The 12,447-nt window shown below is 67.9% G+C and carries 13 protein-coding genes; 4 read left to right on the top strand and 9 right to left on the bottom strand.

Translation table 11 applies throughout. The features are described from left to right. The 7 genes from A5691_RS20070 to A5691_RS20100 all read right to left on the bottom strand — a co-directional run. On the bottom strand, positions 1-274 hold a 274-nt coding region (locus A5691_RS20070; RefSeq protein WP_067755433.1), incomplete at its 3' end, for a nuclear transport factor 2 family protein. Beyond that, positions 264-1,028 (bottom strand): HpcH/HpaI aldolase/citrate lyase family protein, encoded by a 765-nt coding sequence (locus A5691_RS20075; RefSeq protein ID WP_067755439.1) that lies wholly within the window; start codon positions 1,026-1,028, stop codon positions 264-266. The genes A5691_RS20070 and A5691_RS20075, both read right to left, overlap by 11 nt. Positions 1,029-1,030: 2 nt before the next feature. Continuing rightward, complete coding sequence (locus tag A5691_RS20080; protein ID WP_067755443.1) at positions 1,031-1,999, bottom strand: zinc-binding dehydrogenase; 969 nt, start codon at positions 1,997-1,999, stop codon at positions 1,031-1,033. A gap of 1 nt (position 2,000) precedes the next feature. Further along, complete coding sequence (locus A5691_RS20085) at positions 2,001-3,176, bottom strand: cytochrome P450 (RefSeq protein ID WP_068266770.1); 1,176 nt, start codon at positions 3,174-3,176, stop codon at positions 2,001-2,003. Positions 3,177-3,238: 62 nt separating this feature from the next. Further along, positions 3,239-3,943, bottom strand: coding sequence for an NIPSNAP family protein (locus A5691_RS20090; protein ID WP_067755446.1), 705 nt, complete (start codon positions 3,941-3,943; stop codon positions 3,239-3,241). Further along, positions 3,943-4,533 (bottom strand): hypothetical protein, encoded by a 591-nt coding sequence (locus tag A5691_RS20095; protein WP_067755448.1) that lies wholly within the window; start codon positions 4,531-4,533, stop codon positions 3,943-3,945. The genes A5691_RS20090 and A5691_RS20095 overlap by 1 nt, the downstream gene beginning before the upstream one ends. A 130-nt stretch (positions 4,534-4,663) precedes the next feature. Beyond that, on the bottom strand, positions 4,664-5,833 hold the full coding sequence (locus tag A5691_RS20100; RefSeq protein ID WP_067755450.1) for a CaiB/BaiF CoA-transferase family protein: 1,170 nt from the start codon (positions 5,831-5,833) through the stop codon (positions 4,664-4,666). 133 nt (positions 5,834-5,966) lie between these two features. Here A5691_RS20100 and A5691_RS20105 point away from each other — a divergent pair, with 133 nt between their 5' ends. Continuing rightward, positions 5,967-6,641 (top strand): DUF427 domain-containing protein, encoded by a 675-nt coding sequence (locus A5691_RS20105; RefSeq protein ID WP_067783318.1) that lies wholly within the window; start codon positions 5,967-5,969, stop codon positions 6,639-6,641. Positions 6,642-6,665: 24 nt separating this feature from the next. On the opposite strand, the gene A5691_RS20110 is transcribed toward A5691_RS20105, so the two are convergent. Next, entirely contained in the window at positions 6,666-7,301 is a 636-nt protein-coding gene (locus tag A5691_RS20110; RefSeq protein ID WP_368664937.1) for a TetR/AcrR family transcriptional regulator C-terminal domain-containing protein, read from the bottom strand. Between the two features lie 133 nt (positions 7,302-7,434). On the opposite strand from A5691_RS20110, the gene A5691_RS20115 reads away from it, so the two are divergent. Both A5691_RS20115 and A5691_RS20120 read left to right on the top strand, forming a co-directional pair. After that, the gene (locus A5691_RS20115; protein ID WP_067783312.1) at positions 7,435-8,337 is read left to right on the top strand and encodes an alpha/beta hydrolase; all 903 of its coding nucleotides are present in this window, start codon (positions 7,435-7,437) and stop codon (positions 8,335-8,337) included. Next, the gene (locus A5691_RS20120; protein WP_067783309.1) at positions 8,321-8,989 is read left to right on the top strand and encodes a maleylpyruvate isomerase family mycothiol-dependent enzyme; all 669 of its coding nucleotides are present in this window, start codon (positions 8,321-8,323) and stop codon (positions 8,987-8,989) included. Before A5691_RS20115 ends, A5691_RS20120 begins: the two co-directional genes overlap by 17 nt. A 43-nt stretch (positions 8,990-9,032) precedes the next feature. Here the strand turns inward: A5691_RS20120 and A5691_RS20125 are convergent, their stop codons facing one another. Further along, positions 9,033-10,451 (bottom strand): helix-turn-helix transcriptional regulator, encoded by a 1,419-nt coding sequence (locus tag A5691_RS20125; RefSeq protein WP_197499124.1) that lies wholly within the window; start codon positions 10,449-10,451, stop codon positions 9,033-9,035. 370 nt (positions 10,452-10,821) lie between these two features. On the opposite strand from A5691_RS20125, the gene mdlC reads away from it, so the two are divergent. Then, positions 10,822-12,423 (top strand): benzoylformate decarboxylase, encoded by a 1,602-nt coding sequence (gene mdlC, locus A5691_RS20130; RefSeq protein ID WP_067783303.1) that lies wholly within the window; start codon positions 10,822-10,824, stop codon positions 12,421-12,423. Positions 12,424-12,447: the final 24 nt, after the last annotated feature.

Raw genomic sequence — 12,447 nt, forward strand, 5'->3', positions numbered from 1 at the left:
GGTCCTGTTCGTGCGGGCGGGCGACCTGCACCTGCGACCGGGCGCTGGCGGTATCGTCGTCGACGTCGACCCGGGAGACCCCCGTCAGGTGCAATCCGCGCGGGGCGTCCCGGAACATCTTCCCGATTCCCTCGTAGCCGGCGAAGACCCTTCCGTAGACCAGGAATTCGGCGTCGGGGGTGAACAGGTCCAGGCATTCGTCGATCTCGTTGGCGTCGAGGGCCAGGGCGTAGCCGGCGAGCAGCTCGCGAATCGCGGCCCGGTCATGCGTCATGCTTCGCCTCCCGCAGGTGCTCGGCGGCGCCGCGGCGCAGGGCGTGCGATTCGGCCGTCAGCGTAATCATCGACAGCCCCAGCTTCGCCATGGCCCGGCCCGTCGTGCCGTCCCCGGCGTGGATGCCGGTCACCAGCCCGGCCGCGGTGGCCGCGCGGTGGGTTCGCACGATGGCGTCCAGGACGGCCGGATGCCTGGTCGCGCCAACGACATCCACGCCCAGCGAGAGCGCCAGATCGGCGGGCCCGACGTAGAGCCCGGCGAGCCCGTCGACGGCGCAGATCTCCTCGAGGCCGGACAGCGCCGAGGCGGTCTCGACCATGGCGAACACGCTGACCCGGGATTCCAGCGCGGCGGTGTCGCGGCCCAGGCTGGCGCGCAGCGGGCCGAAGCTGCGGATGCCCGCGGGCTGGTAGCGGGTGGCTGCCACGGCAGCGGCGGCCTGGTCCGCCGACTCGACCATCGCGATGACGACGGCATCCGCGCCGGCGTCCAGCACGCGGCCGATCGGCGCCGCGTCGGCGTTGGGCAGCCGCACCACAGTGCCGATGGGCAGGTGTTCGATCCGGCGCAGCATGCCGGCGATGTCGGCGTCGTCGAGGTAGCCGTGCTGGGCGTCGAAACCCACGTAATCGTAGCCGGCGCCGGCGAATTCCTCCGGGCCGAGCAGTGTGGGACCGGTGATCCAGCCACCCCAGATCGGGCCGCCCCGGTGCAGCGCCCGCTGCAACGCGCTCCGCGAGTCGTCGGTCACGCTCACTCTCCGATCGCGATCTTGACGCGCTCGGGGACGGGGCGGCAGGCCAACTCGAAGGCGCCCTGCACGTCGTCCACGCCGAACGTGTGCGTCAGATAGGTGGCGAGCAGTCCGGCGTGTTCGGCGGCGAACTTACCGGCCAGCTCGAGCACCCGCCTCCGGTCCAGTGTCACACCGGATTTCAGCGTCAGGTTGTTGCGCAGCATGGCGCGCATGTTGATCGGATAGGCGTCGTCGTCGGCGACACCGAAGTAGAACACCGTGCCACCGGGCGCGGTGGCCTCGATGGCGTGGCCGAGCGTTGCGACCTGGTGACCGACGGCCTCGATGACGACATCGGCGCGGTCACCGGCGGCGAGTTGGCTCGTCCACCGGTCGCTGGTGGCGCGCACCGGGTCGTCGACGCCGAATGCGGTTGCCACGCTTGACCGGTCGACGGGGTCGACCCCGGTGACGCGCCGGGCCCCTGCCGCCTTGGCGACGTAGGAGAACAGCAGGCCGATCGATCCCTGCCCGATGATCGCCACGTGCCTGCCGGCCAGATCCGGCAGCTGCTCGCACGCATAGAGGACGCACGCCAGCGGCTGCAGGCCGACCGCCTGCGCCGGAGTCAGTACCGGGTCATACGGAGCCAGGCCATCGCCGTTGCTGACCACGCGTTCCATCATGCCGTCGAACCCGGAGGCCCAGCCGACAACCCGGTCGCCGGGGCGGTGCGCGGGGTGCCGGCTGGCGATCACCTCGCCGGCGACTTCATGGATGGGGAAGCCGTCCTTTTCGGCCGCGCTGGTCCCGTCGTCGCCCGGGAGACGACCGCGGGCGCCGCGAAAGGCCGGCAGGTCGCTGCCGCACACGCCGGCCGCCATGAACCGCAGCAGGACCTGGCCGTCGGCGAGGCACTCGGGAGTCTTCTCCGCGATCGCGGTCCGCTCGAACTGATAGGGGGCGATGATCCGGTAGGACCACACGTCAGACCTCCACCGGGATGTTGTTCCAACCCCACTGGAAGCTCGACGGCAACCGCCTGGCGGTGTCCGCCTGGATCTCGAACTCAGGAACCCGCCGCAGCCATTCCTGCAGCAGCACAGCGACCTCCAGCCGGGCGAGGTGGTAGCCGATGCAAAAGTGCTGGCCGCGGCCGAAGGCCAGCGAGCGGCGGATGGGCCGGTCCCAGATGAATTCGTCGGGCTCTGGATATTCGCGTTCGTCGCGGTTGGCGGAGGCGAGCAGCGTGATCACCCGCTGCCCGGGCCGAATGGTTTCGCCGTGGATGGTGAAGGGCTTGCGCGCGGTTCGGGCGAACCATTGCGCCGGCGCGCAAAACCGGATCATCTCCTCGCGGGCGACGGGCACGTTGTTGTCGGGGTCGGCACGCACCGCGGCCAGCTGGTCGGGCCGCTGGACGAGCTCCCATAGCCCGTGGGCGACGATCTTGGGCACCGTCTCGGTGCCACCGATGAAGATGCAGAGCATCTGGGTGGCGACTTCCACGTCGTCGAGCGGGCTGCCGTCGGGCAGGCGGTAGCCGAGCAGGCCGTCGAGGACGGCGAGCGGCTCGCCGGACTGGTCGGCTCGACGGCGCCGCACCGCGGGCAGCAGGTATTCGAAATAGTTGGGCCGCGCCTCGGCGGTGTCCACCCCGACACCGGGCTCGGCCAGGCTGCCTGCATTGACGGCGGCCAGCACCTCTGGCGCGAGGTCCGTTGAGATGCCGAGCAATTCGCATACGACGGACGCCACGACAATGCCGCCGTAGTCCTGGGTCAGATCGAACGAACCGCGTGGCAACAGTTCGTCGAGCCGGTCGTTGGCCAGCCGCCGGATCCGCGCCTCCCAGCCCGCGACCGACCTGGGGCGCAGCGGCTGGGAGTGTGCGCGCCGGATCTCCGCGTACAGGTCCGTGTCGAACACCGCGTGGAACGGCAGCGGATGCAACGGCGGGTCGTCGACCGGGCCGGTGTTGTGCTTGGCCAGGACGGAGGCCGCCGGCAGGGTGCCTTCCGACGCGACGAACGTACCGTCGTTGACCTCCAGCACCTGCCAGATGTCCTCGAAGCGCGATAGCGCGAAGGTGTCCCATTGCGGCATGTAGTAGACGGGATGGTGGTCGCGCAGGATTCGGTAGTACGGCAGCGGATTCGCCATCACCCGCGCGTCGAAGGGGTCGTAGGCGAAGTCGGTGAAGTCCAGGGCCGCTGGCTGCCCCGTCACTGCAGCGGTGAGGGCGGTAGGGCCTGCAGGATCGAGTCCTCCCAGCCCTCGCGTAGGGCGGGCGCCACGCTCATCCAGGTGACGATCTCGGCGGGCGGGCTGTCCTTCCACGAAGGGTAGTGGTTGGCGAAGCATTCCCAGCCGCCGTCCAACGCCCAGTAGTGGATCACCTCGTTGTAGCGGAAGGTCGTGGTGAACGAGCCCAGCCAGCGCTTGCCGGTGCGTTCCGACCAAGGGACGTAGAGGCGCTCGAGTTCACGGATGTAATCGTCTTGACGCCCCGGCTTGGTTTGCATGATCTCCTGAATCACCAGCGGCGCAGCGAAATTGGCCTCACGCAGTTGGGCGAGGGTCTTGTTGCTGGGCCCGGGGTACATGATTCGGCCCTCGCCGGCGGCGCCGATGTCGGCCAGGAAGGCCGACCATTTGCCCGCCGCGGCCTCGTGGCTGCCGCCGCGTGCCTGGGCGGCCCCGATCCGCGCGTAGTCGTCGAACCCGTCGATCTCCCAGATGATCGTGACCTGCGGCCAGTGGCCGTTGTAGGGCGTGGTCTCCCAGATCGCGAACAGGCGCGCGCCGAGCTCGACCATCATCGGCCGGTAGGTGTCGGAGAAGACCTCGGTGAAGTGGTCGGCGCGGCCGGTGCCCAGCGAAATGGTCTCGTGCAGGTAGAGCAGTGTGTGGCGAAAGTACTTCTTCATCAGTCGAGCCGGACCAACCCCGAGTCGCCGCGACCACAGGTTGCCAAGTCGCAGAGTAGCGTCTCGGTGGAATAGACCGTGGGGCAATCGATTCCGGCCGCCGCCAGCGCGTGGCCCTTGAATCTGAGCGCGGCCGCGCTGAGCCGGTACTGCGCACGGGCCACCCCGCGATCGACGCGCAGTGGCCATCCGGTCGGCGCCTGGCCCCACAACGCGACTTCGGTCATCCGGTCGTCCAGCGACTCCAGCACCTGTTCGCGCACCCGCGCGTCCGCCGCGAACGCCTCGGCGCTGACCGCCAGGCTCTCACTCGTCGCGGCCGGGTCCCTGGTGGCGAAGTACTCCTCCACGTCCAGCGCCTGCACGCCGAGAATCCGCAGTGATCGGGTGTCGCTGCCATCCGGCAGTAGCACGGTTACCCGCCAACCGGCCATCGCCCGGTCATAGAGCCACCCGCCGGCCGATTGGACGACGTCGCGGGCACTCGCCGCGATGACGTCGAGCCGATAGCGCAGACAATCGCCGTCCGCGCGGCCGCGGGCGGCCTTGACCCGGCCGCCATGGCTGATGTCGAACGTGGACGTGACCATTCAATCCGTTCCTCACCGCCGCACCGAAACTGGCGCTTACCGCAACGCTTGTCCTGGGCTGGGGCCGCCTCACGCGGCTCACCGGACAGCGTGACACTTGGGAGCAAATTTGTAAAGGCGCGACCGGTGGTCACGAGTCGCGTCGCGCCTTGAGTTCGGCCAGCACTTCCTCGGTATGCTGCCCGAGTTCCGGTGCCGCAGAACGCGGTGTCCAGGGTGTGCCGTGGAAATCGGCCGGGGTGGCCACCATCGCGACGCCGGCTTCCCCGTCCGGCACGTCGACGATGCCGCCGGCGGCGTGGAACTGCTCGTCGGCGACGACGTCCTCGAGGGCGTTCACCGGTGACCAGAAGAAGTCTGGTTCGGCCGCGAAGACGTGCGCCCATTCGTCGAGGGTCCGGGTGGCGAAGATGGCGTCCAACTCGGCGATCAATTCCGCCGCGTTGAAGAACCGCGCGTAGGCGTCTATGAACCGGGGATCCTCCAGCCATTCCGGATGGCCGACGGCGCGACAGAGCGGCGGCCAGTGCCGGTCGACGTCGAGCCCGACGATCCAGAACCGCCGCCCGTCGGCGGTCGCATAGTTGTTCATGCAGGGGTTGCCCATCGATTCCCGCTGCCCGATCGCGATCGGCTGGCCGGTCAGCAGGTAGGTGTTCAGGTCGAAGCTGACGGTGTAGGCGCCCTGGCGGTACAGCGAGGTGGTCACCAGCTGGCCGGTCCCGGTGCGCTGCCGCGCCACCAGCGCCGCGCAGATCGCCGCTGCCAGCGTCATGCCGGCCGAGTGATCTCCCATGCCGCCGCGCTGGAACGGCGGGGTGTCACCGGGGCGGGTCAGAAGGTGTGCCACGCCGGCGCGCGACCAGAAGGCCGCCACGTCGTAGGCGGCGCGGTCGGCGTCGGGCCCGGTTTCGCCGTAGCCGGTGATCAGGCCGTAGACCAGGCGGGGGTTGTGGGTCGCCACCGATTCGAAGTCCAGCCCCAGGCGTCGTAACGCGCCGGGCCGCAGATTGGTGACGAAAACGTCGGCGTCCGCGAGCAATTCGAACGCGGTGTCGCGGTCCGCCTCCTCCGCGAGGTCCAACACGATGCTGCGCTTGGAGCGGTTGTCCATTTCGAACGGCGGGTTGACGCCGAGGTCGCAGCCCAGCATCCGGCCGAACAGCCGCCCGGGGTCACCGCTCGGTGGTTCGATCTTGACGACGTCGGCGCCCCAGTCGGCCAGGATGCCGCCGGCCGCCGGCCCGGCCACCCATACCCCGAGCTCGATGACCCTGACACCCTCCATCGGTCCCGCCATGGCTGCGTTCCCACTCTCCGTTGTTCCAGCTGGGGCACCCCCGCTCGCGGGGGACACGCCAGCGTGACGCTGCACCGTGAGTGCCACGCTAGCGTGACACCCGGTGGGGTTTGCGCGCGAATGAGAGGACACCATGAGCCTGGTAGCCGGACGTGGTCCGCTCAGTAGTGATCCGGCCGGGCGGTTCTCGCCCCCGCTGCCCGACGACGTCGTTTTCATCGAGCCTCATCCGCGTCGCGTGCAGGCGTTCCAGGACGGGCGCGCGGTGATCGACACCGAAGGGGCGCTGCTGGTGCACCGGCGGGGGCGCCCGCTCAGCTACGTCTTCCGCGCCGAGGAGGTCAGCGACCTGCCCACCGAACCCGAGCCGGAGGCTCCGGGCTTCGTGCACGTGCCCTGGGGCGCCGTCGACACCTGGCTGGAAGAGGGCCGCGAACTCGTCCACTACCCGCCGAATCCCTACCACCGCGTGGACTGCCGCCCCACCCGGCGCCGCCTGCGCGTCTCGATCGCCGGCACGGTGCTGGCGGACACCGACGACACGGTGATCCTGTTCGAAACCTCGCTGGCGCCCAGGCTTTACGTCGATCCGGCGCACGTGCGCACCGACCTGCTGCGCCGGTCGGACACGGAGAGCTACTGCAATTACAAGGGATTCGCGACGTACTGGTCAGCGGGCGACGTCGAGGATGTGGCGTGGAGCTACCCCGACCCGCCGCCGGAAAGCCTGCCCATCAAGGGGCTTTTCAGCTTCGACGCCGCACGCGTCGATGTGATCGCGGAGCTGCCGTCCAGCCTCCGTAGCTAGGAGCGCCACGCACCGATTCAGCGGTCAACGCTTTGAGGTGCGTCGACTGTTCCGTTCCGTTCGAGATGCATCTGCGCGGGTCTGGATGCCGGCTAGCAGCATGTCGAGGGCGCGGTCGAAGTCCTCGGACATCGACGATCGCTGACTGGTCGATGCCAGGGCCGCCAGGTGGGGATGGCGATCCGCCGCCAGGCGTCCGATGCGGCCGGCGGCATCGATGTTGTCCTGCTCCGGGGCGCCCCCGGCCACCGGGCCGGCCAACTCCACTTGAGCGGCACCCATGATCAGGCTGAGCACTCCACGAAAGGCGGCCAACAGATCCTGGTCGGCAAGTCCGCCACGGACCAGTGCCGCGACGAGCTGTTCCGCTGGCGCGAAGCCCTCGTTCGAAACCGTGCGGCGGGTCAAGACGAGCGGGACAGCGTTACGGTGACGGCGCATTGATTCCCACACAGCGATTGCGATGGATTTCACGTCGGCAAGCCACTCTTCGGACGTGGGAGGTAGCTTCACGTCGGCCAGCACCGCCTCGGCGACCAAGGCTTCGAGTTCCTCTCGGTCTCTGACGTAGTTGTAGAGCGTCATTGGTCCGGTGCCCAGCGCGCTGGCCAGCGAGCGCATGTTCAGTGCGTTCAGCCCGTCGCGATCGACGATCTCCATTGCGTGGGCGCGGACTTCAGCGAGGGTGAATCGCGCTCGGATAGCTGACCTCCTGCTCGTTGCCGCTTGACACGTACAGCGTACCTAAAGTACACCATTACGTACAGCGTACGTATCTATCGAGGACGATTTCATGAGCACTCACACCACCACCGCGGTGACATTCACTTCACAAGGCGCTCGATGCGCGGGCTGGCTGACACTGCCGCGCGGCGCTGGGCCCCATCCGGGGGTCGTACTCTGCCACGGCCTCGGCGCGACGCACGGCATGGTGATGTCGCAATACGAGCACCACTTCGCAGATGCCGGCGTGGCGACACTGGCCTTCGACTACCGGCATACCGGTGCTTCGGACGGTTCACCACGCCAGCGCTTCAGCATGCGCCGCCACCAGCAGGACGTCGGAGCTGCGCTGACCTATCTGCGTTGCCACGACAGCATCGACCCCCAACGAGTCGGCTTGTGGGGCACCAGCCTTGGCGCGATGCACGTGCTGCGGGAGGCCGGAGCCCGACGCGATCTCGCAGCGGTGGTCGTGCAGTGTCCGATCGTCCATGGACCGGCAACACTGATCGGCGGCGGCTGGCGAGCCGCTATGCGCGCGACGCCGGCGATTCTCGACGACGTGCTTCGCCGGATGCGAGGCGCCGCCCCGCGATACGTCCCCATCGTCGGCGAACCGGGCAGTCTCGCTGCAGTCACCATCCCCGGTGCGCTCGACGGCTGGTACTCCACGGTCCCCGCCGGCACCAGCTTCGACAACCGCATCGCCGCCGCCGATGTCATCGGCATCGGCATGACCAGCGCCAAACACTGCGCCGCGAAGATTGCCGCTCCCCTGTTGGTATGCGTCTCCGCACGAGAGACCCTGATGAGCCCCCGCCACGCCGTCGATGTGGGGCGCCGCGCGCCAAACGGCGTCGTCCGTCACTACGACGGGGACCACTTCCAGATCTATCACCCGCCTCTGCTGGGCCAACTGCTCGCCGACCAGACCCGATTCCTTGTGGAGCACTTGAATGTCCAAAGCAGCTGATCCACTGCAGGACAACGACACTCGACTCGTCGCGTTCCTCAGCACTCTCAGTGCAGACCAGTGGGAACGGCCCAGCCTATGCACAGACTGGAGCAACCACGAAGTCCTGGCTCACCTCGTCGTCGGCTACTCGGCAACGTTGCCGTCGATCGCCGCCGCCATGCTGCGACATCGCGGTTCGTTCGACCGCACCAACTCCTCGATGGCCCGCGCGTTGGCCGCACAACGGGACCCGCACTCGCTGATCGACGACTTTGCGGCCTTGACACGGCAGGCGCGCGGTATCGGCCGCCTTTTCCCGCGGCGACTGCTGCTCGGCGATCACGTCATCCACCAGCTGGACATCACCTTCGCGCTCGGTGCCGAATCCACTATTCCCCCAACAATACTGGCCGCCGTTCTCGACACCGAGGTGCGAATTCCGAACCCATTCGTCCCGGCCTCCGCGCGCGCACGAGGCCTGAACCTCATCGCCACCGACACCACATGGTCACGCCCCAGCGCTGGGCCGACCGCCACCGGCGAAGCCGGTCACCTTGCCTCGGTGCTGGCCGGCCGTCCCTGGGCGCTCAGGCATTTGACCGGCGACGGAGTATCGGTACTCGCCACCCGTCTCCAGCCGTCGCGAAAGTCCATCCCGTTACGGCCATGACCGGTCATCGAGGGCCTCGACGTCTCGGTGTGCTTGCGGCCAATCACCAGTCGGCAACCGGCCACGATGACGCTCGATTGATCGTCCCGACAGCGAGTTGGCGCCGTGCGGTCACGTCCAGTTTGATGAATACCTTTCGCAAGTGGTACGCGACGGTGTTGGGACTGATGAACAGCTGGGCGCCGATCTCCGAGTTGGTGGCCCCGCCGGCGGCCAATACGGCGATCTGCGCCTCACGCGGAGTCAGAGCTGAATCTTTCGGGACGGCCGCCTTTCTCCGGACTCGTTCGCCTGTCGCTTCAAGCTCAAGCCGCGCGCGCCTGGCAAAGGCATCCATTCCGTTTTTCGTGAACGTTTCATAAGCCGGTCCTAGCTGCTTGCGTGCGTCTAGCGGCCGCCGTTCCCGACGCAGCCATTCCCCGTAGACAAGCCGTGCACGCGTGGCGGCCGGGAGCAGATTTGTGTGGTCCATCCGCTCGATCGCCTCGCGGTAGAACCGTTCCGCGGACCTGCCGCTGCTTACCAGCGCATGTGCGCATGCGTAAGTCCCTAGCGCCCAATCTGTTCCAGCCGTCTGCGTGCTCTCTCCAAGTGCGACAAGAGCGGCACGCGCATCGTTGATTTGCCCACAACGCGTTGCCGCCTCTATCAACTCGGGCAGCAAGAACGTCGTCCACAGTTCTTCGGTGTGCTCGCACCCGTGTCGGGCCGCCACCAAGGCCTGCTCGTAACGCCCCAGCCCGTTGCACAGTAGCGCCGTCGCCAATTCGATTGACGCCAAACCCATTCCCTCACCGCGGGCCACCGCATAGTGCTTACCCTGCTGCACCAATCGAGCAGTTTCGGCATGGTCGCCCCGCCAGGCCGCAAGCGGAAGCGCCGCGTAGGGAAAGACCGTGGTGACCGTCGAAGCGGCGATCGATTCGGCCTCGGTGATCAGCTGCCGGGCCGCTGTGAAATCCCCACTCCAAGTGAGCGCCGCCGCCAGCGAGTGCAACGCCACGGCCAACACGCGTTGGTCCTCCGCGGCGCGGGCGAGCTCGACTTGCCGAGCCGGCAGGTGCAACCACGCGCGATCGTCCCAAGCGATGATGGCGCCGTGGCAGGCAAGCCAAAGCCACCGCGTCCCGCCCTCGACACTTGGTCCGTCGGCGGCACAGAATCCGTCCAACGCGCTTCGAACCAGCCCGATACCTGCTCGGGGGCCACCGATGACCACGGCTGTCAACCCATCCAACAGGAGGTCTGCCGGTCGTTCCGGTCGACGGGCCGCAGGGGCGGCCGCCGCGGCCGTCGCCACTTCCAACACGCCGCCGCTGCCGGCGAGACGGCCCGCGAACAGCACCGCCGATAGCGCCTCGAGAAACAGTTCGCGCGCTGCCCGCGCATCGTGCGGCGCGCGCTCCCGGGCCAGCGCAGTCAAGGCGGCAGCGGCGTCGCTGCCACACTTCGAGGTGAACATCATCTCGCCGCGGAGCGCGGACGGTAGGGAACCGCTTCGCCCAAACAACGAGATCGGGTCCGCGGGGCGCATCAGTGCGCTCGCCGACGAAGCGGTGGCCGCGTGTCAGTCCGGCCGGTCGGCGGGGCGATAACACCGGACTTGATGACTTCGCGCCCGCCCCGGCTCCGGGCGTAAATCATGTCCGAAAGTGTATCGGCTGTGGGTGAAAAGCGCCCTGTCTGCGAATGCCGAACCGGCTCGCTGAGACGGCCACGAATGCACGACGACTACCAGGTCTTGAGGATTCCGCGTCGGGCAACCCCGAATCATCATCGACGTAGGCCGGGCGTAGGGGGTCCTCCCTTCGTGGAGCTTTGGAGGCAGCAGCATGACCACCGTTCGTGAGGCGATCCTCGACCTACTGCGCGCGCATCGCTTGACGACCGTCTTCGGCAATCCTGGCTCGTCGGAATTGGCTCTGTTGCAAGACTTCCCAGACGACTTCCGCTATGTGCTCGGGCTCCAGGAAATGGTGCCGGTCGGGATGGCCGATGCATACGCACAAATCACCCGGCGACCCGCGCTCGTCAATCTGCACACCGCCCCCGGGATGGGTAACGCGCAGGGCCAGATCTACAACGCATTCATCAACAAGACTCCGCTGATCGTGACCGCCGGAAATCAGCGCCGCACGATGCAGAACCAGTACTGCCTGCTGACGAACGTCGAGCCCGCTCTGGTGCCGAAGCCATTCGTGAAGTGGGCGGCAGAACCCGCGATCGCCAGCGAGGCCCCTGCCGTGTTGGCCCGTGCAATCCACCTGGCAACCACGCCGCCGATGGGTCCGGTATTCGTCTCGCTGCCGATGGATGACATGCCGGTCCAATTCGATGACACGCAGGCCACCGATGTCGCCGCCGTGCGCGACCGCTCGGTGACCCACACCGCGGGCTTTTCCCAGGACGTCGCCGAGCGGATCGGCGGCCGACTGGAGTCCGCGAAATCGCCGGCACTGATCGTGGGCGGCGACGTCGAACGCTATGGCGCGTGGGCGGCGGTGATCGCGTTGGCGGAGCGCACCCAGTCGGCCGTCTGGACGGCACCACTTACGGGGTGGAGCGGATTTCCGGAGAACCACCCGCTGTATCAAGGAATCCTGCCGCCCGGTGCCGGCTGGATCTCCGAGATGCTGGCCGGACACGACCTACTCCTGGTGATCGGCGCACCCGTCTTCCGGTACTACCCGTTGGTACCGGGACCGTATGTCCCCGCGGGCGCGAGCCTGATTCAGATCACCAATGACCCGGACGAGGCTGCGCGCGCCCCCGTCGGGGACGCGATCGTGGCCGACGTCGCCAGTGCGGCCGAAGCACTGCTCGCGGCGACCAACCCCACCCAGCGGCGGGCTCCAGCCGCCCGTGCGCCGATCCCGGACCTGGAAAATTCGCAAACGCCGCTGCGACCCGAAGCGCTATGGACGGCCGTGGGCCGAGGCGCGCCGCCGGACACGTTGTGGGTCAGCGAGGCGGGCAGCAATGAAGTCGCCATCACGAACAGCATTCGACCCGGCAATCCGTTCTCGCACCTATCGTCGGCGGGCGGCGGCCTGGGCTTCGGGCTACCCGCATCCGTCGGTGCTCAACTAGCCGCTCCCGACCGTCCCGTCGTCGCGTTGATGGGCGACGGTTCGATGCAATACGCGATTACCTCGCTCTGGACCGCTGTGCAGTACCAGATCCCGGTGACCATCGTGGTGGCCTCCAACGCCGAATACGGTGTGGTCAAAGAATTCGGCGGATGGGAGAAGACGCCGGGGGTACCCGGGCTCGACATACCCGGGCTCGACGTCGTCGCAACGGCGGCCAGCTACGGCGTCGACGCCTATGAAGCCCACACCACGGACGAGGTCACCGAACTGGTGAAAAGCGCTATCGCTGACCAGCGCCGCCCCACCCTCATCAACGCGCGTACGACTCCGGTCGAAGGCTGACATCACGGCGACCCGCGGGCGCGG

Origin of the sequence: Mycobacterium sp. E183, from assembly GCF_001667735.1 — a bacterium.
GTDB lineage: Bacteria > Actinomycetota > Actinomycetes > Mycobacteriales > Mycobacteriaceae > Mycobacterium.

Bases quoted from the DNA above. Each gene is read 5' to 3' on its own strand.
- A5691_RS20110 (WP_368664937.1), bottom strand. From the start codon at position 7,301: ATGGAGATCGTCGATCGCGACGGGCTGAACGCACTGAACATGCGCTCG.
- A5691_RS20105 (WP_067783318.1), top strand. From the start codon at position 5,967: ATGAGCCTGGTAGCCGGACGTGGTCCGCTCAGTAGTGATCCGGCCGGG.
- A5691_RS20100 (WP_067755450.1), bottom strand. From the start codon at position 5,833: ATGGCGGGACCGATGGAGGGTGTCAGGGTCATCGAGCTCGGGGTATGG.
- A5691_RS20090 (WP_067755446.1), bottom strand. From the start codon at position 3,943: ATGAAGAAGTACTTTCGCCACACACTGCTCTACCTGCACGAGACCATT.
- mdlC (WP_067783303.1), top strand. From the start codon at position 10,822: ATGACCACCGTTCGTGAGGCGATCCTCGACCTACTGCGCGCGCATCGC.
- A5691_RS20125 (WP_197499124.1), bottom strand. From the start codon at position 10,451: ATGTTCACCTCGAAGTGTGGCAGCGACGCCGCTGCCGCCTTGACTGCG.
- A5691_RS20085 (WP_068266770.1), bottom strand. From the start codon at position 3,176: ATGGCGAATCCGCTGCCGTACTACCGAATCCTGCGCGACCACCATCCC.
- A5691_RS20095 (WP_067755448.1), bottom strand. From the start codon at position 4,533: ATGGTCACGTCCACGTTCGACATCAGCCATGGCGGCCGGGTCAAGGCC.
- A5691_RS20115 (WP_067783312.1), top strand. From the start codon at position 7,435: ATGAGCACTCACACCACCACCGCGGTGACATTCACTTCACAAGGCGCT.
- A5691_RS20120 (WP_067783309.1), top strand. From the start codon at position 8,321: ATGTCCAAAGCAGCTGATCCACTGCAGGACAACGACACTCGACTCGTC.